Annotated in this window: 18 protein-coding genes; 10 read left to right on the plus strand and 8 right to left on the minus strand. The window is 32.8% G+C overall.

Annotation, left to right across the window (positions count from 1 at the left end; all coding sequences use genetic code 11):
• The first annotated feature begins 57 nt into the window (after positions 1–57).
• A complete protein-coding gene (locus FWJ34_RS02540; protein ID WP_308253759.1) occupies positions 58–411 on the plus strand; it encodes a hypothetical protein in 354 nt (117 codons plus the stop codon).
• On the opposite strand, the gene FWJ34_RS02545 is transcribed toward FWJ34_RS02540, so the two are convergent.
• The 6 genes from FWJ34_RS02545 to FWJ34_RS02570 form a co-directional block, all read right to left on the minus strand.
• The gene (locus FWJ34_RS02545; protein WP_308253760.1) at positions 334–1,293 is read right to left on the minus strand and encodes a PhoH family protein; all 960 of its coding nucleotides are present in this window, start codon (positions 1,291–1,293) and stop codon (positions 334–336) included. The genes FWJ34_RS02540 and FWJ34_RS02545 overlap by 78 nt on opposite strands.
• 89 nt (positions 1,294–1,382) lie before the next feature.
• A complete protein-coding gene (locus FWJ34_RS02550) occupies positions 1,383–2,663 on the minus strand; it encodes a folylpolyglutamate synthase/dihydrofolate synthase family protein (protein ID WP_308253761.1) in 1,281 nt (426 codons plus the stop codon).
• Positions 2,664–3,060: 397 nt separating this feature from the next.
• On the minus strand, positions 3,061–3,381 hold the full coding sequence (locus FWJ34_RS02555) for a DUF3155 domain-containing protein (RefSeq protein ID WP_308253782.1): 321 nt from the start codon (positions 3,379–3,381) through the stop codon (positions 3,061–3,063).
• A gap of 152 nt (positions 3,382–3,533) precedes the next feature.
• Positions 3,534–6,074 carry a primosomal protein N' gene (gene priA, locus FWJ34_RS02560; RefSeq protein WP_308253762.1) on the minus strand — a complete coding sequence of 847 codons (2,541 nt, stop codon included), beginning with the start codon at positions 6,072–6,074 and terminating at the stop codon, positions 3,534–3,536.
• Between the two features lie 2 nt (positions 6,075–6,076).
• Entirely contained in the window at positions 6,077–7,996 is a 1,920-nt protein-coding gene (gene mnmG, locus FWJ34_RS02565) for a tRNA uridine-5-carboxymethylaminomethyl(34) synthesis enzyme MnmG (protein ID WP_308253763.1), read from the minus strand.
• 145 nt (positions 7,997–8,141) lie between these two features.
• Positions 8,142–8,825, minus strand: coding sequence for an MBL fold metallo-hydrolase (locus FWJ34_RS02570; protein WP_308253764.1), 684 nt, complete (start codon positions 8,823–8,825; stop codon positions 8,142–8,144).
• A gap of 82 nt (positions 8,826–8,907) precedes the next feature.
• Between FWJ34_RS02570 and FWJ34_RS02575 the strand changes: the two genes are divergently transcribed.
• Together FWJ34_RS02575 and FWJ34_RS02580 are read left to right on the plus strand one after the other, a co-directional pair.
• Entirely contained in the window at positions 8,908–10,407 is a 1,500-nt protein-coding gene (locus FWJ34_RS02575; RefSeq protein WP_308253765.1) for a site-2 protease family protein, read from the plus strand.
• Positions 10,408–10,514: 107 nt separating this feature from the next.
• Entirely contained in the window at positions 10,515–11,189 is a 675-nt protein-coding gene (locus FWJ34_RS02580) for a DUF3782 domain-containing protein (protein WP_308253766.1), read from the plus strand.
• 257 nt (positions 11,190–11,446) lie between these two features.
• Here the strand turns inward: FWJ34_RS02580 and msrA are convergent, their stop codons facing one another.
• Positions 11,447–12,109, minus strand: a complete 663-nt coding sequence (msrA, locus tag FWJ34_RS02585) for a peptide-methionine (S)-S-oxide reductase MsrA (protein ID WP_308253767.1) — start codon at positions 12,107–12,109, stop codon at positions 11,447–11,449.
• Positions 12,110–12,186: 77 nt separating this feature from the next.
• Here msrA and FWJ34_RS02590 point away from each other — a divergent pair, with 77 nt between their 5' ends.
• The 5 genes from FWJ34_RS02590 to FWJ34_RS02610 all read left to right on the plus strand — a co-directional run bounded on the left by FWJ34_RS02590 (position 12,187) and on the right by FWJ34_RS02610 (position 16,688).
• Positions 12,187–12,609: a gamma-glutamylcyclotransferase gene (locus FWJ34_RS02590; RefSeq protein WP_308253768.1), complete on the plus strand. Its 423-nt coding sequence runs from the start codon at positions 12,187–12,189 to the stop codon at positions 12,607–12,609.
• 114 nt (positions 12,610–12,723) lie between these two features.
• Positions 12,724–13,671 (plus strand): DUF362 domain-containing protein, encoded by a 948-nt coding sequence (locus FWJ34_RS02595; protein ID WP_308253769.1) that lies wholly within the window; start codon positions 12,724–12,726, stop codon positions 13,669–13,671.
• A gap of 23 nt (positions 13,672–13,694) precedes the next feature.
• Positions 13,695–14,132: a hypothetical protein gene (locus tag FWJ34_RS02600; protein WP_308253770.1), complete on the plus strand. Its 438-nt coding sequence runs from the start codon at positions 13,695–13,697 to the stop codon at positions 14,130–14,132.
• Between the two features lie 219 nt (positions 14,133–14,351).
• On the plus strand, positions 14,352–15,152 hold the full coding sequence (locus FWJ34_RS02605) for a hypothetical protein (RefSeq protein ID WP_308253771.1): 801 nt from the start codon (positions 14,352–14,354) through the stop codon (positions 15,150–15,152).
• A 132-nt stretch (positions 15,153–15,284) separates the two neighbouring features.
• A complete protein-coding gene (locus FWJ34_RS02610) occupies positions 15,285–16,688 on the plus strand; it encodes a protein adenylyltransferase SelO family protein (protein WP_308253772.1) in 1,404 nt (467 codons plus the stop codon).
• A gap of 442 nt (positions 16,689–17,130) precedes the next feature.
• On the opposite strand, the gene FWJ34_RS02615 is transcribed toward FWJ34_RS02610, so the two are convergent.
• Positions 17,131–20,562 carry a tetratricopeptide repeat protein gene (locus FWJ34_RS02615; protein ID WP_308253773.1) on the minus strand — a complete coding sequence of 1,144 codons (3,432 nt, stop codon included), beginning with the start codon at positions 20,560–20,562 and terminating at the stop codon, positions 17,131–17,133.
• Between the two features lie 248 nt (positions 20,563–20,810).
• Here FWJ34_RS02615 and FWJ34_RS02620 point away from each other — a divergent pair, with 248 nt between their 5' ends.
• On the plus strand, positions 20,811–22,025 hold the full coding sequence (locus tag FWJ34_RS02620) for a DUF6130 family protein (protein ID WP_308253774.1): 1,215 nt from the start codon (positions 20,811–20,813) through the stop codon (positions 22,023–22,025).
• A 244-nt stretch (positions 22,026–22,269) separates the two neighbouring features.
• Positions 22,270–23,232 carry a metal ABC transporter solute-binding protein, Zn/Mn family gene (locus FWJ34_RS02625; protein WP_308253775.1) on the plus strand — a complete coding sequence of 321 codons (963 nt, stop codon included), beginning with the start codon at positions 22,270–22,272 and terminating at the stop codon, positions 23,230–23,232.
• Positions 23,233–23,236: the final 4 nt, after the last annotated feature.

The raw sequence follows: 23,236 nt of genomic DNA on the forward strand, positions 1-23,236 counted from the left end.
CTGGTTATCTCGAAATGACAACTATAGATTTTGAGAATGTCTTAATTAATCCATTTATTGCTATATTTAACCTGGAGAGTTGATCAAGCCTTAATTAATTTAATTGCAGAAACCATAAAAAAAGGCTTAATTAGTAACAAATATCGAGAGAAAATTGACGAGATTAAACAATCTTTATTAGATGAATATTTGACGGCGAAGGCTTTCCTTATTACTGATTATAATATCTTTATGGCGATCGCTGGAGATATAGGCTATAATGCTACGGGGAAAGCTACCAATAATAACGAGTTAAATATTATTGCCGTAGAATTAAGTTGTTTTATTCAAAGATTAATTATTACTATTTGCTTCATAAGCAGCGACAATTTTTTGCACAAGGGGATGTCTAACAACGTCGGCTTGAGTTAGATAACAAAAACCAATACCTTCGACATTTCTGAGAATTTTTGTGGCTACCACTAATCCTGATTGTTGATTTGAGGGTAAATCTGTTTGGGTAATATCTCCTGTTACGATCATTTTTGAGCCAAAACCAAGACGAGTTAACACCATTTTTAGTTGGGCGGGGGTGGTATTTTGAGCTTCATCAACGATGATATAAGCATTAGTTAAAGTTCTTCCTCTCATGTATGCTAAAGGTGCAACTTCAATTTTCCCTTTTTCCATCAATTCAGGAATTTTTACAGGATCAATGAACTCATATAAGGCATCATAAAGAGGGCGTAAAAATGGGTTTACTTGTTGTTGTAAGTCTCCGGGTAAAAATCCTAATCTTTCTCCTGCTTCCACCGCCGGGCGTGTTAAGATAAGTCGATCGCATTCATCTTTAAGTAAGGCTTGTACGGCTAAAACCGCAGCTAAAAAAGTTTTTCCTGTACCTGCAGGACCGATTCCAAAAGTAATATCATGTTGTTGAATAGCCTTAATATATTGTCTTTGACGAAAAGTTTTGGCACGAATTAACTCACCGTTACGGGTTTTTGCTAATACTTCTTGTTGAATATTTTGATATTCTTCTTGTTTTCCAGTATCTAAAGCCTGAAAAGCCGTCATAATATCTGGTTGAGTTAAAGGTTTTGCATCACTCCAATAAGGTTTAAGACAATAAATAACATCAACAGTTCTTTGTACTGGTTTTTGCTTACCATAAATTACTAAATCTTGACCTCGTAAGATTAAAGTTGCACCAGTATGACGAGAAATATATTTTAAATTTTCTTCTTGGCTACCGGCTAAAGCAATGGCACTGGCAATATTGGGTAAAAAAATAGTTTGAGAATCTTCTGTCATATTTAATTAGATGTTAGGTTTTAGCTATATTAATTGATCATGGTTAATTATTAATTCCTCGTTACTCATTACTCATTACTCATTACTCATTACTTAATTATGTACGATTGGTTAGGTTTATTAATGGTACTTAAAAAATATCCTAATAAATATAATGAGCCACAAATAACGATAGTTTGATGATGATTAACAGTTTTTTTTACGGTTTCTAAAGCTAAAAATAAATCGTCATAAGTATTAATTGTAATTAAATCAGGATTGACTTTTATTGCTATTTGTGCTATATTTTCCGTTAATGCTGTACTATGATCAGGGACAGGTACTAAATGTAATTCATCTTGCGATCGCAACAAAGCCTGAAAAATACCCTGATGATCTTTTGTGGATAGTATTCCCATGACCCAAATAATGTTAGTATTCAAGGTATCAACATATTCTCTTAAAACTTGTGCCGAAGCGACATTGTGAGCACCATCGATGAGAATTTTTTGTTCTTCCCATGTAATCCATTCAATTCTACCTCGCCAACGGGCTTTTTTCATCCCTTCTTGTATAGATTCGAGGCTTAAATTCCATCCCTTTTGTTGTAATATTTGGCAAGTGGCGATCGCTAAAGCGGAATTGTGTAATTGTATATCACCATTGAGGGGTAAAGGATATTCAATATCTTGATATTTTGCCCAATTTTGAGGATGTTGAGGGATTCTTTTCGCAGATTTTACCCAAATATGAGGCCAATTAAGAGTTTTGATCTTATTTTCAACAACTTCTTTCGCTTCTTGAGGTAAATCACCGATAATAACAGGGCATTCTTTTTTAAGAATACCAGCTTTTTCTGAGGCAATCTTAGCTAAAGTATCCCCTAATCTCTGCCAATGTTCACGACTAATAGAAGTAATTATACTGGCTAACGGACGATCGCTAACATTAGTAGCATCTAATCTGCCGCCTAATCCTACTTCCATAATGGCAATGTCAAATTCTGATGTGTCAAAATAAACCCATGCGGCGGCGGTGATAACTTCAAATTGAGTAGGAGATTCAGAATTAAGATCAATTACTTTTTGAATTTTTTTAAGAATATTAAATAATTTTTCTTCTGTAATTGGTTTTTCATTAAGACAAATTCTTTCATTCCAATTAACTAAATGAGGGGAAGTAAATCGCCCTGTTTGATAACCAGCTTGAGTAAAAATTGAAGATAAATAAGCACAAACTGAACCTTTACCATTAGTACCTGCAACGTGAATTATGGGAACTTTTTGCTGGGGATTATCTAAAGATTGTAATAACTTTTTAATTCTTTCTAAACCTAAATTAATGCCAAATTTTTGATAAGATTGCAATAAAGATTCAAGATTTTTTGTCATATTTTTAATTAGCAGAAAATATATAACAATCCTAAATGATTCGTGGCAAAATAAGGAAGAACTACAAATTTATATCAAGTTCGGATGATTACTTATAATAAAAATTTGCGAACTTCTTTGCGTCTTGGCGCCTTTGCGTGAAATATTACTATAACTATTTAATCGAACCTGATATTAAAGGCAAGAGGTTTAAACCCCTTGTTGAATAATAGGTAAAACATTATTTCCTATCTTTAAATATTTCACAACTGATTTAGTATTGCTATATAACAATTCTAAATCATTTATGGCCATAGATAAGCAAAAAAATAAAGGGTAAAACCCTTAGTCAATATACAATATAAAAAATAAAAATTTATTTGATAAAACAGATGAAATCTCAAAGCTAGAGAGAATACTAATGAACTGTTGACAAAGCGGGAGCAGTTACTTTGACTTGAGGTTTAATAACTCTTAAACTAGGGAAAAGAAAATGATTTTCTTCAACGTATTGAGCACCAAATAATCCTTTTTCAGCCCAAAAATATCTATCAGTAGTATGTTCATTTCTTTTAACTACTAATAAAGCGGGAGGAGTAATACCATTTGCTCTAATGTGTTTACGAGCAGCTGTAACTGGTTTATCTTCTCCACTTTCGATATAGAAATGAGGCACGAGTTCAAGAATTTTTCGACCTTCAAGGCGGCGGCGACTTTTACGTTTTCTTTTTCTAGCCAACCTTACTTCCTCCTTCATAAGTTAAATGTTATATTTACTACATTTTTCGAGAATTATATAACGTTTTTTCTTAAAAGTCAAGCCCCTTTTTGACATAAAATCATCTTCGTTTCATTACTTAGGGGTGCGTCAAAAAGCATGAGTGTTAATTTTTATTCTATTCTTAAAGGATCAGCGTCAATTACTAAGGTTACTCCATTATGGCAATACTGTTTTAACGTTAATAATTTTTGCTTGATTTCTACTGGGAAAATATCCGCAGATTTTAGGAGGATTTGCCAACGATAACGCCTAGCTACTCTCATCACATTAGCAGGAGCAGGTCCTAAAATTTCGATATTATCTGATAATAAATTAGTACAAATATCTGCAACAGTATCGGCAGATTGTCTAACTTTATCACCGTCAATGCCACCAAACTTAAGTAAAATTAAATTACCGTAAGGGGGATAATCTAAACTCTTTCTTTCTGGTAATTCTCGTTGACAAAAAGCTAAATAATCATGATTTTGGACAGCTTGAATCACAGGATGTTCAGGAGAGTAAGTTTGAATAATCACTTTTCCAGCGTCATCACCTCTACCTGCGCGCCCTGCCACTTGGGTTAAAGTTTGAAAAGCTCTCTCACTAGCTCTATAATCAGAATGAAAAAGTAAACCATCAGCAGAAACTACTCCCACGAGGGTTACTTGGGCTAAATCGATGCCTTTGGTTAACATTTGAGTGCCTATTAATACATCGGCTTTACCCTCAGCAAATTGCTCTAAAATACGGCGGTGAGCATTTTTTGTGCTAGTAGTATCGCTATCAAAACGTAAGATTTTTAAATCAGGAAACTCTTTTTCTAACTCTAATAATACTTTTTGTGTGCCTGTGCCGAAAAACTTTAGGTAAGGGGAAAAACATTGAGGACATTTTTTGGGATGCAATTCGGTATGATTACAATAATGACATCGTAATAATTCCGTTGCCCCTTCGTGAGTATAATGATAAGATAACGATACGTCACAATGGGGGCATTCCATCACATAACCACAGCTACGACAAGAGACAAAAGTACTATGTCCTCGCCGAGAAATAAATAAAATTGCTTGTTTTCCTTGAGTTTTGAGGTTATTTAAGGCATCTCGAAGGCTATAGCTAAAAATACTGCGGTTGCCTTTACGCAATTCTTGACGCATGTCTATAATTTCCACTGGAGGCAAGGGGCGATTTTGGATACGATTAGGCAAGGATAAGTAATAATTTTGGTGTTTTTGCCTCCCTACTCCCAAGTCTCGGGAAGTAGAAAGTTCGCTATTTTGGAGTATTAAAGGCTTATTTTCCGTGGCAAGTCGCCAAGATTCGAGGGAAGGAGTAGCAGAGCCTAATATTAGCGGACAATTGACTAATTCTGCTCGATATTGAGCTATTTTGACTGCATGATAGGTGGGTATCGGTTGATGTTGTTTGAAACTGGTATCATGTTCTTCATCTAAGATTATCAGACCAATATTGGGCAATGGTGCAAAAACTGCACTACGAGTGCCGATAATAATTTGAGCTTCTCCTGTTAACATTTGTCGCCATGTGTCATATCTTTCACCGTCACTTAAAGCGCTGTGATATACGCATACTTTTTCCCCGAATCTTGCCCTAAATCTATCGGTTAATTGCGGTGTTAATCCGATTTCAGGCACTAAGACTAAGGCGGATTTTTTCTTTTTTAGAATAGGTGCGATCGCCTGTAAGTAAACTTCTGTTTTTCCTGAGCCTGTCACTCCATGTAATAATACCGTAGAATAACAATCCAAACTGTTAATAATATCTAATGCACGAGCCTGATCTTTTGTCAATATTTTAGGTTGGTCTTTTTTTGGTGAAGAATCCCGTAATAAACGTAAAGTTTCTCTTTCTTGAATCACCACACAACCTTTTTTTGCCAACGTATTTACTACAGAATTACTATTTAACTCACAGATTCTCAGTAATTCTGGCAAAGCTAACTCTCCTTCATTATTTTTCAAAATTGTCAATACATCTCGTTGTTTTTGACTCAGTTGACTGTCTTCGTTTTCCCCTAAAAATGTCACAACTTTGGTTAACTTTGGGGTTGCCTTTGAGGGAGGTTGCAAATAAATTTCTAGCCATTGACGCTTAACTAATGCGGTAATTGCTTTTCTGGCGTTGGTTACTTTTTGATTGATAAAACTATAACTATAATCTTTTGTTTTACTTTGTTTCAGTAATTTGATGATTTGCATTTGATTAATATTACAATCATCTTCGTAATTATCGGGAATATTTTGGCTTAATAATCTTAATCTTCGTTGAGATTTACCCAATAACTTTGGCGGTAAAGCCACCCTAACTACATTGATTAAATCGGTGAGATAGTATTCGGCTGTAAGTTCAAGTAATTTCCAATAATGTGAAGGAAAAAACCCTGTAGTAATAACCTCATCAATTTCTTTGATATTCTCGATCGCCAAATTTTCAGGAGGTTGAGATAATAATCTGATCACAATACCACCGACGATGGCATTACCAAAAGGAATACTAACAATATCACCGGCTTTAATGATGGTATCAGGCTTAATTTTGTAAGTGTATAATCCTTCAGCATAGACACAATCGACTAAAACTTCTACCCATTGAGGGAATGAGATACTTTTCACTTGGTAATAATAAATTGGCTCGGCAAGTTTGATCATTTTCACAATTGATTATTATTAGCTTTACATAAATTATTTTGCACTTCTAAATAAATTAATAAAGCATTGACATCCGCAGGATTTACGCCTCCAATTCTAGTAGCTTGTCCTATAGTTAAAGGTCTGACTTTTGTTAGTTTTTCCCTTGCTTCCATTGATAAAGTTTCTATGTTCATATAATCTAAATTTTCATCTAATTTACGATTACTATGACGGGCAATTTGCTCAATTTGATTTTGTTGTCTTTTAATGTAACCAGAATATTTAATTTCAATTTCTGCTCCTTCTTTTTCAGCTTTATTTAACTCAGAATTATGCAAGTTATATTTAACTAAATCTTCATAATGGAAACCCGGACGACGCAACAAATCTGCTAGGGTAATTGAGCCTTTTATTTTCTGTTGTGTATCGGCAATAATTTTTATCGAAACTTCCTCTTTTTCCTTTATTCTTGTCTCATATAACCTTTCTTGTTCGGCAATAATATTCTCTTGTTTTCTTTGATATAACTCCCAACGGCGATCGTCAATTAGCCCTATTTCTCTTCCTAAAGGAGTCAAACGTTGATCTGCGTTATCTGAGCGTAAAATAAGCCTATATTCCGAGCGTGAGGTTAACATTCGGTAAGGTTCACGGAGATCTTTATTACATAAGTCATCAATAAGAGTACCAAGATAACTTTGCTCACGAGAAAACACCACCATCTCTTTATTTTGTGCAAATTTAGCGGCATTTATTCCCGCAACAATTCCCTGGGCGGCCGCTTCTTCATAACCAGTTGTACCATTAATTTGACCGGCGGAAAATAAACCCTCAATTTTTTTTGTCATCAGGGTAGGATAACACTGAGTTGCCGGTAAAAAGTCGTATTCTACTGCATAGGCTGGACGTAACATGACACAGTTTTCTAAACCGGGTAAAGTGTGTAACATGGCCAGTTGGATATTTTCAGGTAAACCGGTGGAAAAGCCTTGTATATATAACTCAGGGATGTCTCTACCTTCAGGCTCGATGAAAATTTGATGACTTTCTTTATCGGCAAAACGAACGATTTTATCTTCAATACTAGGGCAATATCTCGGCCCTTTAGAATCAATGAAACCACCATAAATAGGAGATAAATGGAGGTTATCTTTAATTAAAGTATGAGTTGCTTGGGTGGTGCGAGTGAGATAACAGTTCATTTGCTCTCGTTCGATCCATACTTCAGGATCAAAACTAAACCAGCGTATTTCATCATCAGGGGGTTGTACTTCCATTTTGGAGTAATCAACAGTTCTTTTGTCAACCCGTGCTGGTGTACCAGTTTTTAGTCTTCCCGTTTCAAAGCCTAAATCGTTAAGGGTTTCGGTTAAGCCTATTGCCGCAAATTCTCCTGCCCTTCCTGCTGACATAGATTTCCCCCCAATCCAGATTTTCCCGTCTAAGAACGTGCCTGTAGTCAATACCACTGCTTTGGTTTTAAAACAAGTACCGAAATAAGTTTGAATTCCAATAATTTCATCGTTTTTCCCTAATACCAAATCTGTCACCATGCCTTCACGAATGGATAAGTTAGGCTCATTTTCAATAATATTTTTCATTACGGAGGCATATTCTCGTTTATCAGTTTGTGCTCGTAATGCCCATACCGCAGGTCCTCTTGAATTATTTAACACTCTTTTTTGTAAGTAAGTTCGATCAGCCATTTTGCCAATTTCACCCCCTAACGCATCGACTTCGTGGGTAAGTTGGGATTTAGCAGGACCTCCTACCGCAGGATTACAAGGTTGCCACGCAATTTTATCTAAGTTGAGGGTTAACATCAAAGTGCGACACCCCAATCTAGCACTAGCTAAGGCGGATTCACAGCCAGAATGCCCTCCACCGATGATAATTACGTCAAACTCGTCTTGAAATTCTACGGGAGTTTTAATAGTCATTTTTATTGATTCTCTTTACACAAAACTGGTGTTAGGGATTTTGAAAAGTAATTAAAATACTTTTTTCATATTTTAACATTTGAGATCTTGTATTTGTAAAATTCATTTCAAAACGGTTGATGACTATATCTGTTGATATTTTTGCTTAATTTCTCTTGATTTGAGCATAAGCGTTATCAATAAAGCCTTTACCTCGTAAATACCCAGTATTTGCTCCCGGACATATATAGTTTAAGTTATTTTCGGAAAAACGATGGCATAATAATTTCACGTTGCGTAATTGTCGGGGATAATGAAAGGTTTTTTTCATTTTTAAAGCGGTTACTTGATTATTGCCGATAGGTAATAAATGTCTTCCTGAAAATAAAACGCCGTTATTACCACTAAAATATAAACAAGAGGATGCCGGAGAATAACCAGATGTCCAAATTAGTTGACAATCATCATAAATTTGATCTTCTTTTAAAAAAGTAATCGGGTTTTGATTAGGTAATAAATAAGCCTCTTGTTCTTGAATAATTAAATCACAATGAAGATCTTTTTTTATTTGTGTAATATCTTTACTAATACCATCACGATTAGTTAAAAATAAATATTTTACCCCTCCATTTTCAAAACAAAATTCTCGGTTAAATTCGTGCCATGATGGGCAATCAATTAAAATATTTCCTTCGGGGTGAATTAGTAAATAAGAAGTGCCCCCTAGGGTATCTCTATTAGGAGAAAAGGCAAAAATATTTTCTAAAATTAATTTAGGTTGTTTATAACGAGGGTTGAGGTGATTTGTCTGATGGTTATTTTTTTCTGTAGAATTAGAATTAGGGTTCATTTTTCAATTATTGGTTATTTACTATCTTCTTTTTAAGATAATCCTCAAAAAATAGCGGACAGCCTTACCATTATAAATAAACATGGAATTAATTATTCTTTTTCTCTTCCTTAGTACCATTAGTTATATGGTAATTAAACAAAATATAAGCAAAATTACTACAACCCCCATTTGGTTACTCTGGTTATCTTTAATGATTCCTCCTTTAATTTGGGCAGGATGGTATATCCTCAATCCTAGTCAAAATTCCATGCCATCATTTTTAGTCTTGATTCCGTTATTGATTTCGCCAATATTATATATTTGGTTAATTCAAAGGGGTAAAATACCGCCAACAGAATCAAAGGATAAATCTTCTTTAGAAAAACTAGAAAAAACTCTTAAGGAATCTGAATCTACTCAGGAAGAAAAAACTAAACCTCCTAACCCTATCAATGCACAAGAGGAAAAAGCCTTACGAGATTGTTTTCCTTGGGGAGTTTATTATTTACAAAAAATTGACTATTTACCCCAAGGGATTTTATGTATGGGTAAGTTAATGACTGCCCCTGAAAAAGCCTATCCTATCGTTAAGGGTAATTTAGAAAAAGTTTTTCAAGATCGCTTTTTGATTATTTTTCAAGAAACTTTACAAGGACAACCTTTTTTTGCATTAGTACCTAATCCTTATTCTGATACACTTCCCCAAAAATTACCACAGGAAAAATTAATTCGCCCAGGTATGGCTTTATTTTTGTTACTATTAACCCTACTTACCACTACCATTATCGGTGCAGAGATTAGCGGTGTGCAAGTATCAGAGTTAGAAACTAATCCTTTTTTAATTTTACAGGGTTTACCCTATAGTTTATGTTTAATTGCTATTTTAGGGGTTCATGAATTAAGTCATTATCTTTTCGCTATTTATTATCAAATTCGCACAACTTTACCCTATTTTATTCCTCTTCCTTTCTTTTTAGGTACTTTTGGTGCTTTTATCTCTATTAAATCACCTATGCCCCATCGTCAAGCAGTTTTTGATGTGGCGATCGCCGGACCGGTGGGGGGATTTTTAGTCACTATACCAGTATTAGTATGGGGTTTAGCTTATTCGGAAATAGTGCCAATGCCTGAAAAGATGAATATATTAAATTTTACCGCCTTAGATCCTCGTTTTTCACTTTTATTCTCTATTATCAGTAAAATTGTCTTAGGTAGTAAATTAGTAGCCGATCAAGCGATCTCCTTACATCCAGCGGCTGTAGCTGGTTATATCGGATTAATTATCACTGCTTTAAATTTAATGCCGGTAGGACAATTAGACGGAGGACACATGGTTCATGCTATGTTTGGACAGGGAAAAGCTCTTATTATCGGACAAATAACCCGTCTTTTAGTCATAATATTAGCCTTAGTACGAACAGAATTTTTATTATGGGCGATAATTTTAATCTTTATGCCTGTCACAGATCAACCAGCTTTAAACGATGTAACAGAATTAGATAATACCAGAGATATTTTAGGATTATTAGCTTTAGTTTTATTAATTGCAATTTTACTACCTTTACCGCCAACAGTAGCACAATGGTTAAGTCTTTATTAAATAGATCGATAATAGTCAATGACATATAGAAGCAAAAAACTAAGCCCATAAATTCTGTTTTGAGAAGATTTATAATCAAAAATAAAGCTAAAAAAATAAACCCTAATATGACTGAAACGGAAATCAAAAATATAATTCAACAACAACTCCCCGAATTGATTAGCAAAGATCCACAAATTCGAGATTTTATCCTTCGCACAGTTTCTGAATATTATTCTCCAAAGCAAGAAACCGATAGTAAATTTGACCGTATTTTGACAGAGTTACAGCGAGATAGAGAAGAACAAGCTCGTAAATGGGATGAACAAAATCATAAATGGGATGAACAAAATCATAAATGGGATGAAACTCTTGAGGAAATTAAAAAACTTCATAAAAAATATGATAGTGCCATCGGAGCTTTAGGGGCAAGATGGGGATTATATTCTGAAGCCAGTTTTCGGAATGGACTCAAGGGAATTTTAGAAGATTCTTTTGGGGTAGAAGTAATCAATGTTAATGAATTTGATGATGAAGGGGAAGTTTTTGGCAGACCCGATCAAGTGGAAATTGATGTGATTGTTAAAAATGGTTTATTAATACTTTGTGAACTCAAATCTTCCATTGATAAGGCAGGAATGTACATTTTTGATCGCAAAGCTGCCTTTTATGAAAAACGCCATCAGAGAAAAGTCGATCGCAAACTGGTAATTTGTCCAATGGTAGATGATCGTGCTAAACCTGTGGCTCAAAAATTAGGCATTGAGTTATATAGTTATTCTGATAGTGTTGAATTAAATTAATTCGTTGCAATTAACTTCATAGCTAAATAATGGTTTTAAGAAATTTGAACGATCGCCTTACAATGAATTAACAATACTAATAACAAATGAGATGTCTTCAGCAATAGTTGAAGTGTTCACTCTTCTTGAACTCATAAAATGTAATTTTACCTCAACGAATGAAAACACCCCCTTAACTAAGGAAGAATTGTCAGTTAAGAGGGAAAGTGAAAAAAACAAGAATCCTTTATTACAATCTTTGATTTAAGGAGGAAGTGTCAATAAGTTAATAAACTGACAGGGCAAGAAACATTTGTGCCACCTAAACCACAATAACCGTTAGGATTTTTTGCTAAATATTGTTGATGATAACCTTCAGCAAAATAAAATTCAGGGGCGGGAATAATTTCAGTGGTAATTTCTCCATAACCTGCTTTTTTTAATTCTTTTTGAAATAGAATTTTCGATTTTTCTGCCAAATTTTTTTGTTCATCAGAATAAGTATAAATACCTGAACGATATTGAGTACCTTTATCATTTCCTTGACGCATACCTTGAGTTGGATCGTGATTTTCCCAAAAAACTTTTAAAAGAGTTTCATAGGTTATGGTATCAGGATCATAAACTACTCTCACGACTTCATTATGCCCTGTTCTACCGCTACAAACTTCCTCATAGCTAGGATTTGGGGTAAAACCAGCAGCATAGCCTACCGCAGTGAGATAATTGACTTTTTCTAACTGCAAAAATTTTCTCTCAGCACCCCAAAAACAACCCATGCCAAACATCGCTATTTTCATCGTTTCAGGATAAGGAGGAGTCATGGGATTTCCGTTAACATAATGTTGCTTCGGAATAGGCATACTATTACTTCTACCGGGTAATGCTTCCTCTGGGGTAGGTAAAGTTAATTTTTTGTCTCCGAGTCCAAATAAAAACATGATTTTTAATTAATAATTGAGATAATAGGCGGTAAATGATCTTTATAATTGATTGTGCCTTAATTCAGTATAAACATATGCTTAAAGTTTTTGTTTATGGCACGTTAAAACCTAATGGGAAATATTACCAAATGTATTGTCAAGGGAAAACTTTACAAGAAACAAAATGTTGGGCAAAGGGACGATTATTTGCTTTACCGATGGGTTATCCCGCTATAATTGAAGGAGATAATCAAGTTTTTGGCTATTTACTCTCTTTTGCTTCCGTTAAAGACTTAGAAAATTTAGACGAGTTAGAAGGTTATGTCGGTAAAAATTCTCCTTTCAATGAATATCATCGACAAAAAATAATGGTCTATAATGACGCTAATTACCCTTTAGATGAGGCTTGGACATATTTTATGACAGAAGAAAAAGTAAAGGTTTTAAAGGGTATTTTCTTGCCTTCTGGATGGTGGGATGAGGAATCACAGGCAAGATGCTTGTTTCACCAGAAATGAAAAATTACAGGCAAGATGCTTGTTTCACGGGGGATGAGATTAGGAGATGGCAAGAATGTTTAAATACTGCTATATATTAGATGTTTATTCTTGATTTTTTATTATTAGTGTACTATGACTCAAGTTTCTTTAATTAAAGCTCAATCTTACAATTTAAAAGAATTACGCACTTCTTTAGAAAATTTACTTGCTCCTTTAGGTGGTATATCTGCTTTCGTAAAAAAAGACGATCGAGTATTGCTAAAACCTAATTTATTAACTGCTTCTCGCCCCACGAAAGAATGTACTACTCGCAAAGAAATAGTTTATTGTATTGCTCAGATGGTGCTAGAAGTTGGCGGAAAACCATTTCTCGGGGATAGCCCAGCTTTTGGTAGTGCCAAGGGTGTAGCCAAAGCTAACGGTTATTTACCCCTATGTGAAGAGTTAAATTTGCCAATTATCGAGTTTAATGGCCAAAAATACCCTATTGATAACCATAATTTTCAGAATCTGCGGTTATCGAAAGAGGCTATGGAAGCGGATGTAATTATCAATTTACCAAAAATTAAGTCTCATATGCAGTTAACTATGACAATGGGAGTAAAAAATTTATTTGGTTGTGTGCCAGGTAAAATGAAGGCATGGTGGCACATGGAAGCTGGAAAAGATGCTAGTCGTTTTGGAGAAATGTTGGTAGAAACCGCTAAGGCTATCAATCCTGATTTGACTATTATTGATGGTATCATCGCCCATGAAGGAAATGGACCTAGTGCTGGAGAGCCTAGGGAATTAGGTATTTTAGGTGCTTCTAATAATGTTTTTGCGCTTGATGTCGCCATCGCTGATATACTAAATGTATCGTCAGAAATAGTGCCTACTTTAGTCGCACAAAAAAAATTAGGCTTATTAAGTGATCTAAAAGACATTGAATTTCCTTTACTTAAGCCAGAAGATTTGTTAGTAGAAAATTGGCAATTACCATCTGCATTAATGCCCATAGATTTTGGCCTACCTAGAGTATTAAAATCTACTTTTAAACATCTTTATATTAAGTTTATTAAAGAAACAGTGGGGCAATAGAACAAAGTGAAAGTAACTAAAAAATGAATTTATTATTATATATAATAGAGAACTTTCTCAGAATTTTTGGTTTATTTTGGATTGCCGGAGGTATTTTGGCTTTAAAAACGGCAAAAGAATCTTGTTTTCTGGATACCTGTCTTGAACAAATACAACAAAAAAAAGTTGATCATTTAGTTACTAACTTTATGTTTATTGGTGGTTTCTTAACCTTATTAAGTGGTATTGGTTTATTAATCAATAATGATGGAGTAGTTATAATTTTAGTCACTTTAATTATTAGTCAATTAATTTACTTTAATATCAAAAAACGAAAATTTATGAGGGCAGAATCGGAAGAAGAAAGAGAAGAATATTCTATAAACTCTTCTACTTATAATGCCTTTTTAACTTCAATTTATTTAAGCATAATTGTCACCATCAAAATTATTTTGAAAAGAAGTATCGATTTATTTAATTAAGGGTTGCCTCATAGTATTTTCGGGATAGGCACCCTTGCAATGAGATGGCTGCCCCTTGTTAGAATGAGAGTATGTAATTGTATAATACTTACCTATTTTTTGAGGTGTTAGCTATCAGCTTTCAGTGGTCAGCTTTAAGGTATAGTAAGATTTATAGATTTATTTTTTAATCTTTAATTCTTCACGAATGATTTAGGATTGCTATATCATGCTCATTAAATGAATCATTTATTAATTTTCGATCAATCTTTTTCTCTTACTACCTTAATTAAGACACAATTAAACTCTCTTTATGACTTATCCAATATTCAGTTTTCTATAGATTTAAGTAAAAATAAGGATAACATTACCTATAAAACTTGTCTTTGTTTATCTTTAACACAAATTCAGACACAACCTCCTTTATATTTAGCTCAAAATATAGCTAATATTTTTAATCAAAGTTATTCCAAACAAGATATATTTGTTAAAGTTTCTGATGATATTTGGCTAGAATTTATTATTGGCGATCGCCTTATCAATCAGTGGTTAAATGAAGTAAATAAAATCGAATTTTTAGAATTAAAAACCAGCATAAAAAATAAAAAAAATCAAGTAAATTTTATTAATTATTATATCCATGCCCGTTGTTGTTCAATTTTAAAATCTGCCCATGAAGATAATATAATTAAGATCAATAACTTAAAATTTACTATCAATCAATGGTGTATAGAAAAACCGAGTATGATTAACTATCAAGTTTTATCTTTGTCAGCAGCAAGTTATGAACAAAAATTGATTAGAGAATTAATACTGATAACTGAAAAAATGGCTAATAATAAACTTAACTATCAAACATCTTTAATTAATTTAGGTAAAGCAATATTAGATGTCGAATGTTATTGTCGAATTTGGGGAGAAATAAAAATAAAAAACTTAAAAATCTCTCAAGCTAGATTAGGATTAATTGCCATTGGTTTATACTATTACCAAAATCTTTTTTATATTCAATTTCAACAAGATTTACCGTTAGAGATTTAAGCATTTTTCCATTTTTCTCTCGCAAAGGCACAAAGAAAAGCACAAAAGTAAGATAGAAATCTAATCTTAATGGCAAAGAAATGTTAAGTTAATTTTAATATCTATACTTTAACTTAACTTTTTAAATCCATCATGACAAATCCTTTTCTCACCCTTGAATATGAAACAGCTATGGAAAATTTAGGCGATGATTATTATGATGAAGTTGCCGCCGCAGAATTTCCTCAACATATTCTCAGATTTGCTAACTATGATTTATTATCTTTCATGGGTTTAGAGAAAAATTCTGTTACCGAAAATGATTGGATAGAAGCCTTCGGCAAATTTCAGGGAATACGCTCATTTTTAGCTTTAAAATATCATGGTTATCAATTTGGTGCTTATAATCCCCAATTAGGTGATGGTAGAGGCTTTTTATATGGACAAATTAGAGGAATTGATGGTAGTCTATACGATTTTGGCACAAAAGGATCAGGAAGAACACCCTATTCTCGCACCGCAGACGGCAGACTTACTCTTAAAGGCGGTGTCAGAGAAGTTATTGCTGGTGAAGCTTTACATCGTTTAGGTGTTAATACTTCCCGTTGTTTTTCCTTAATTGAAACGGGAGAATCTTTATGGCGTGGAGATGAGCCGTCACCGACTCGTAGTTCTGTTATGGTTAGGTTTAGTCAATCTCATATTCGCTTTGGTAGTTTTGAAAGGCTATATTATTTTAAACGCCCTGATTTGATCAAAAATTTATTAGATCATGTAATTTATTATTATTATCCTCATTTAACCACTTCCGAAAATCCTTACATCGAGTTTTATAGAGAATTAGTCCAAAGAATAGCATTATTAGCCGCACAATGGATGGCCGCAGGTTTTTGTCACGGAGTATTAAATACTGATAATATGTCTATTACAGGAGAAAGTTTCGATTACGGTCCTTATGGTTTTATTAATACTTATGATCCCTTTTTTGTGGCTGCTTACTTTGATTACGGTGGAAGATATAGTTATGGAAATCAACCCTTAATTTGTAAGTTGAATTTAGAGTTATTACAAAAACCCCTTGCTTTACTTATTCCTTATCAAGATTTACAGGCACAATTAACTAATTATGATCAATATTATCAGCAATTTTATCAAAGTTTGATGCTCAGAAAATTAGGGTTTAAAAATCTACCTGATAATTTAGGCAAAAAGTTAGTCGAAGAAACCGTTAATTTATTAAAGGAAAGTCAAGTTAGTTATCCTAAATTTTTTGCTGATTTAGCCACTCAATTTAATTATGGTTGGCATGAAAATCATAATTTAATTTTAGAAAATAGCGACATTAATTCAGCTAACTTAGAACTATGGAAAAAACTATATCATCAAGCCTTAGAAAATTTTGTTAGAGAAGAATTAGATAATATTCAAGATACTCTTAATCAATATAATCCTCAAATTGTACCTGTTAGAAATATTATTGAAGATATTTGGCAACCGATAACTACTGAAGATAATTGGCAACCTTTTTATGATTTATTAGATAAGATTAAACATTAAGATTTGTGAAAAATATTTTCGATTATTTATAACTACTTAGGGGTGCGTCAAAAAGTATTTTGATGAGAATATAGCAATCCTAAATCAGTTATGAAATATTTAAAGATAGGAAATAATGTTTTACCTATTATTCAACAAGGGGTTTAAACCCCTTGCCTTTAAATTTGTAGTCCTTATTTTGCTACGAATCATTTAGGATTGCTATAGGCAATGGGTAATGGGTTTAAGCCCATTGTTAGAATTAGAGTATCTAATTATATACTACTTACCTATTTTTTGACTAAACAAGAGGTTTAAACCCCTTGCTAAAACTACGTATTTTTTTGTTGATGTAGTGTGTTAAAATTATTGATTCTTATAGTCTTCAGATTCTCAACAGCAGACTCTACTTAGGTGGTGCGGTTGGGAATCAGATTAATTTTTTTCAAGAAATTTATTCAATTTATTGCCTGTCAAGATTACGCCAGTCTCCTAGGGGAATAAATGCCCCCCAATGCACTGGATGGCTAAATTTTTCACTTTTTAACATCTCTAATTGTACTTGACGTAGTGCTTCTGATCTACCTTCTCCTTTCATTAATCTTTTATAATAATTCGTCATTAATTCTTGAGTAGTAATATCAAATACATCCCATAAACTCATTAGTTGGCTTTCAGCCCCAGCTAATACAAATGCTCTTCTTAAACCATATACTCCTTCACCATTTCTGACATCCCCAATTCCCGTTTGACAAGCGGATAAAACTACTAATTTTGTACCCCATAAATATAAACTAGAAGCATCTAAAGCCGTTAACGCACCATCCATTTTATTATCAGCAGGATTAAATCCAGCAAAAGCTAACCCTGATCTTAATAAAGGATTTTCACTTTGAATTATGGTAAGCTGATTTTGAGAGTTAATCTGATTAGAGGTAGTTGTTTTTTCCTCTTTGTTAGGTAAGAAGAAACCATGGGTAGCAAGATGAAGAATTTGAGGTGCTTTTACTTTGATAATATTTTCCGCTAAGGCTTGATTTTCTGTGTAAACTTGAGGATGAGATAGTAAAGGAATAATTGCATTAGCTTCTCCTTTTGTACCTTCTAAAGCACTGCAACACCATGCTAATTGATCTAAATCTCCTGAGCGTTTACTATTTTTTCCTCTACTAACACTGGCTATCAAAGTTTCATCCTTCTCTAAATTATATGTTGGATTGGCAACGATAACTGCACCAGATTGTGGTTTAAATTGAGTTTCTAATCTTAATAAATCTCTACCACTGGTAAGATAACTGATAGAGTAATTTTCGACTAAATATTTACCTTGATCATCTTTTAATGCTACAAAAGGAATCAGATTCAGTTGACTATCAGGAGAAATCAAAAGAGTTTTTTTATCCTGAAGAAGTGGTAACAGTGGTTTAAATATTAATTGATAGAGTGTTTGGGCATTATTGTTTAAATCTTCTGGTTTACCGATGTCGGCTAAATCAATGCGGAATTTTTCAATAATGTTATCAACTATTTGTGTTTCTCCTAAATCAATGGCTTGAGGTTCACCTTCATTGAGTAATACATAAGCTACATAATGAGGATTATCCATTGTTTTTGTTTTCAGGTTATAGGGGTTATAAACCAGATATTCAATTAAAGCTGTATTTTTAGGAATCGCTTTTTGTACACTTTCGATAGTTATGGGTTGATTTATAGTGCGAAATTCATTACTTTTAGAAGATAAATCTGCTTCTAATTGACGAATATTTTGCTCTAAATTGTTGATTAATTCTTGATAAACTGAAGGATTAAGTTTACCAATACCTTCAAAAGAAAGAGATGCTAATTGACTTCTTTTTTGGGCAAGATTATCAAAAAGAGTTTGTATTTCTGGTGTCTGTTTTTGTCGTAAGGTAACAATTATATTGCTTAGTGCATCTAAGACTCTTCCTTTTCTTCTAAGTATTGTGGTTAAAGCTAAACGGGCGGCTTGAGGATTATTAGGGGCGGCGGTTAAATGTATAGTGCTGGCAACGTTAGTTGAATCTACCAGAGTATTAATGTATGCTTGTTTACGAGATTCATCGCCAATAGTATTCAGAAAATCTGTCAGTCTATCTTCTTCAATATCAGTGCCTTGGGTTAAGTAATCAATGGCTAGATTTATTTTATTTTCTTCCCAGTAAAATCCTGCTAAGTTATTGAGTAAAGTGGCAATATTCGGATGTTTTTCTCCTAAGGTTTGTTTATAAATCTCTAAACTTTCTTGAAAAAGAGTTTCTGCTTTTGTATAATTTGACTGTAGTTGATATAGTAAAGCTAAATTATTGAGAGATTGTGCAATATCAGAATGTTTTTCTCCTAATAATTTTTTTCTAATAGCTAAAGACTTTTCATATAAAAGTTGTGCTTCTTTATATCTTTTCTGTAAACGATATAACTCTGCCAAATTATTTAGAGAAGTAGCCGTATCAGGATTATTTTCCCCTAGTATTTTCTCATATATAGCTAATGATTCTTTATAAAGAGGCTCAGCTTTTTCAAGCATTCCTTGTTCATGATACATCAAAGCTAAATTATTGAGAGATTGAGCTATATCTATATGATTTTCCCCTAATATTTTTTTCCGAGTAGTTAACACTTGTAAATAAAGAGGCTCTGCTGACTTATAATTTCCTTGTGAACGATATAATTCACTTAAATTATTCAATGCGGTTAAAGTATCTGGATGATTTTCTCCTAATACTTTTTGATAAATAGCTAAAGCTTGTTGATAAAACGATTCTGCTTCCTGATAATTTCCTTGGGCAAAATAGATTAAAGCTAAATTATTCAAAGATTGTGCCGTATCAGGATGATTTTCCCCTAAAACTTCTTTACGAATCCCTAAGGCTTGTTGATAAAGAGATTCCGCTTCTTGATAATTGCCGAGAGAAAAATATAGTAACCCAAAATTATTTAATGATTGAGCAATAGTAGGATGTTTTTCTCCTAATATTTTTTTACTAATATTTAATGATTCTTGATAATAGGATTTTGCTTTTTCATAGTCACCTTTAAAACGATATAATTCTGCTAAATTATTAACCAAAACTGCTACATCAGGATGATTTTCACCGAATATTGCTTTTTTTATCCTTAATGCTTGTTGGTAAAGTGGTTCAGCTTTTTCATAATTGCCTTGGGTATAGTATAATAAAGCTAAATTATTCAGAAATATGGCACTATCAGGATTATCTTCTCCAGATACTTCTTTAGCGATACTTAATGCTTGTAGATAAAAAGATTCTGCTGGTGGATAATTTCCTTGTAAACGCTGTAAATCACCTAAATTATTTAATAAAGTCGCAACAGTTAAGTTTTTTTCTCCTGATACTTTTTTTGTGATAGTTAAGGCTTGTTGATAAAAAGATTCAGCTTCCCTATAATTTCCTTGGATATGTTGTACTTTTCCTAAATTATTCAGAAAAATAGCTGTATTTAAAGTATCTTCCTTAGAAATATTTTTGATAATCATTAATGCTTGTTGATAAAAAGATTCTGCTTTTTTATAATCTCCTACAGCAAAATATAATTCTCCTAAATTATTTATCAACACGGCTGTATAAACATTATTTTCCCCCAACCCTTCTTTAACGATAGCTAATATTTTTTCCATCACAGAAATAGCTTCTCGGTAATTCCCTTTTTGCAACAATTCTTCCATTTGAGTGTTTAATTTTTCTACCTCAGCAACTTTTGCTTCATCCTCAGAATTTGTTTGAGCGATGATATTTTGTTGGGTATTATTTTGATTTTGAGCGATAGTTTTAATAGGTAAAATTACAAACGAAATTAATGCTAAAGTTATCCCCAAGATTAAAGATTTTGAAGGATACAGATTAATTGATTTACTCATTTAAAGAATAACTCATTGACTAGGGTTAAAATTTTATAACTAATAGTCTTTGATTTTAATAGTAATAATCAGATTTTTCAAGCATTACCTCATTAATAAAATTAAATCTCTTACACAATAAAAGTATCATTAAACTAAAGTAATTTAAGATAAATTCTCCTCACTATTGCCTATTACTGAAACTTTTACAAGAAGTCTATTCTGTCGTTATGATTAGATTAGTAAAATTTATTTTTGATAAAAGTCTGATGTTTAAAAAAATATTCTCTTGGTTAACTATCATTATCTTTAGCTGTATTTTAGCCGCCTGTAATGATACCATCGACAGTGTACAAGCATTTAATACTGATTCAAAACCACCAATTCCTAACGTTGAAAATATCGCCGAAGTTGCACCTCCTGCCTTAATTCAACAACTTAATCAAAATTTTGTGCAATCTCAACCACAGGTGAAAATTCTTACTCCCAATAATGGGGAAGTCTTAAATACCAAAGATGTATCGGTAACTTTAGATGTGAAGGGATTAGATATATTTAAAGATGAAGAATTACAAATGGGTCCTCATTTACACTTTTTTGTTGATGATCAACCCTATCAAGCTATTTATAGCATAGAAAAACCCATTATTTTATCGGATTTAACCCCCGGTACTCATACTATCAGAGTATTTGCATCTCGGCCTTGGCATGAAAGTTTTAAAAATGAAGGTGCTTACGCTGAAACTACTTTTCATGTTTTTACCCCCACAGAAGATAATAACCCTTCCGATACTCTACCTTTACTTACCTATAGTCGCCCTCAAGGAGTTTATGGTGCACAACCGATTATGTTAGATTTTTATTTAACTAATGCACCTCTTCATGTTGTGGCGAAAGAAAATCCTGATGACGAGATTTCTGATTGGCGTATTCGAGTTACTGTCAATGGTGAATCTTTTTTATTGGATACTTGGCAACCAATTTATTTAACTGGTTTTAATAAAGGGCAAAACTGGGTTAAATTAGAATTTATAGATGAAAATGGCAATGTGATTAAGAATGCTTTTAATAGTACCGTAAGAGCCATCGAATATGATCCTAACATTAAAGATACTTTAGCTAAATTAGTTACAGGTAAAATTAGTTTAAACAAAGCTAAAGCTATCACTATTCGTAACTATGTAACTGCCGAAGAAGAAGTTATTACTCAAGAAGAAATTACCCCAGAGGAAGAAGTTAACGAAAATGTAGAAGAATCTTTACCAACTTTAAATAAGGAGGAAGAAAATCCGATAATTGAGGAAGAAGAAAAAGCTAAAAATATTGAAGAAAAAACTGCTAACGTTGAAACTAAAAAAGTAGAAATTAAACAAGAATTAAATATCGATAAAACTGATGAAGAAATTACCGCAGTTGAATCCTTAGAAAAAGATAATAGTTCTGAATCGACAGAAAAAAAATCTAATATAGAAGTTATTCAATAAACTAGAAATTTTTATCCTAAATCTAAGGTGGGCAATACCAATAATTTTTACTCTTTGATGATTAGTAATAGGTTTAAAAATTAAGCTATAGGAGTTATGAGAATATAAACAGCCTATTCGCCAACTGAATAAAGAATCTTTGGAATGAATCAATCATTATCTCATCTGATTATCTGAACAGCTAAACATACAAGCATTTTAACAGTTTCGTTATAATTAAATACTGTGAGTATAGAGGCTTTTTATGAAAATTTTTAACCTTAAATTAATTAACTTATTACTAATTTTTATTTTATTTAACTTAGCAGGATGTAACCAAGAAAATCAAAAAACAAAATCATACTTAGATAATACAAAAATTGAAGAAACTGTATCTAATTTTAGGGAAAATAAACTAAATTTGACGGTAAGCATTTTACCTCAAAAATATTTTGTTGAAAAAATTGGCGGAGAATTAGTAGCTGTAAATGTAATGGTTGAACCGGGTATGTCAGCCGAAACTTACGAACCATTACCGCAACAATTAGCTAATTTAAGTAAATCATCAGCTTATATTAGTATTGGTGTGCCTTTTGAAGAAGTATGGTTAGAAAAAATTAAATCTGCTAATGCACAAATTCCTATTATTAATTCTGGGAAAGATATTGACAAAATAACCATGATCGGACATAATCATCAGGATCATGAAGATGAAAAAACAGAAAGAAAAGAAGGAATAGAAAGCCTTGATCCTCATATTTGGTTATCCCCTAAATTGGCTAAAATTCAAGCTGAAAATATTTATCAAGAATTAGTAAAACTTGATCCTAAAAATAAAGCTATATATAAACAAAATTTAACTAATTTTCTTGCTGAAATTGATGTATTGGATCAACAAATAACCGAAAAGTTTGCTAATGTCAATAAACGAAAATTCTTAATTTATCATGCAGCTTGGGGTTATTTTGCTAAAGATTATAACTTACAACAAATACCAATAGAATTTGAAGGGCAAGAGGCAACTTCTGCGGAATTAGCAAATCTGATTAAACAAGCTAAAAGTGATAATATTACCGTTATTTTTGCTCAACCTCAATTCAGTAAAAAAACCGTTGATACTCTGGCAAAAGAAATTAATGCTCAAGTTGTTTTATTAGATGATTTAGCAGAAAATTGGGCAGAAAATCTCTTACAAGTTGCTGATAAATTAGCTCAATCGATGAAGTAAAAAG

The sequence above is a fragment of the Geminocystis sp. GBBB08 genome (assembly GCF_016743215.1).
Taxonomy (GTDB): domain Bacteria; phylum Cyanobacteriota; class Cyanobacteriia; order Cyanobacteriales; family Cyanobacteriaceae; genus Geminocystis.

What these genes read in the sequence shown, in the direction of transcription:
- FWJ34_RS02545 (WP_308253760.1), bottom strand. Translation starts at nt 1,293, where the DNA reads ATGACAGAAGATTCTCAAACTATTTTTTTACCCAATATTGCCAGTGCC.
- FWJ34_RS02550 (WP_308253761.1), bottom strand. Translation starts at nt 2,663, where the DNA reads ATGACAAAAAATCTTGAATCTTTATTGCAATCTTATCAAAAATTTGGC.
- priA (WP_308253762.1), bottom strand. Translation starts at nt 6,074, where the DNA reads ATGATCAAACTTGCCGAGCCAATTTATTATTACCAAGTGAAAAGTATC.
- mnmG (WP_308253763.1), bottom strand. Translation starts at nt 7,996, where the DNA reads ATGACTATTAAAACTCCCGTAGAATTTCAAGACGAGTTTGACGTAATT.
- FWJ34_RS02570 (WP_308253764.1), bottom strand. Translation starts at nt 8,825, where the DNA reads ATGAACCCTAATTCTAATTCTACAGAAAAAAATAACCATCAGACAAAT.
- FWJ34_RS02575 (WP_308253765.1), top strand. Translation starts at nt 8,908, where the DNA reads ATGGAATTAATTATTCTTTTTCTCTTCCTTAGTACCATTAGTTATATG.
- FWJ34_RS02580 (WP_308253766.1), top strand. Translation starts at nt 10,515, where the DNA reads ATGACTGAAACGGAAATCAAAAATATAATTCAACAACAACTCCCCGAA.
- msrA (WP_308253767.1), bottom strand. Translation starts at nt 12,109, where the DNA reads ATGTTTTTATTTGGACTCGGAGACAAAAAATTAACTTTACCTACCCCA.
- FWJ34_RS02590 (WP_308253768.1), top strand. Translation starts at nt 12,187, where the DNA reads ATGCTTAAAGTTTTTGTTTATGGCACGTTAAAACCTAATGGGAAATAT.
- FWJ34_RS02595 (WP_308253769.1), top strand. Translation starts at nt 12,724, where the DNA reads ATGACTCAAGTTTCTTTAATTAAAGCTCAATCTTACAATTTAAAAGAA.
- FWJ34_RS02600 (WP_308253770.1), top strand. Translation starts at nt 13,695, where the DNA reads ATGAATTTATTATTATATATAATAGAGAACTTTCTCAGAATTTTTGGT.
- FWJ34_RS02605 (WP_308253771.1), top strand. Translation starts at nt 14,352, where the DNA reads ATGAATCATTTATTAATTTTCGATCAATCTTTTTCTCTTACTACCTTA.
- FWJ34_RS02610 (WP_308253772.1), top strand. Translation starts at nt 15,285, where the DNA reads ATGACAAATCCTTTTCTCACCCTTGAATATGAAACAGCTATGGAAAAT.
- FWJ34_RS02615 (WP_308253773.1), bottom strand. Translation starts at nt 20,562, where the DNA reads ATGAGTAAATCAATTAATCTGTATCCTTCAAAATCTTTAATCTTGGGG.
- FWJ34_RS02620 (WP_308253774.1), top strand. Translation starts at nt 20,811, where the DNA reads ATGTTTAAAAAAATATTCTCTTGGTTAACTATCATTATCTTTAGCTGT.
- FWJ34_RS02625 (WP_308253775.1), top strand. Translation starts at nt 22,270, where the DNA reads ATGAAAATTTTTAACCTTAAATTAATTAACTTATTACTAATTTTTATT.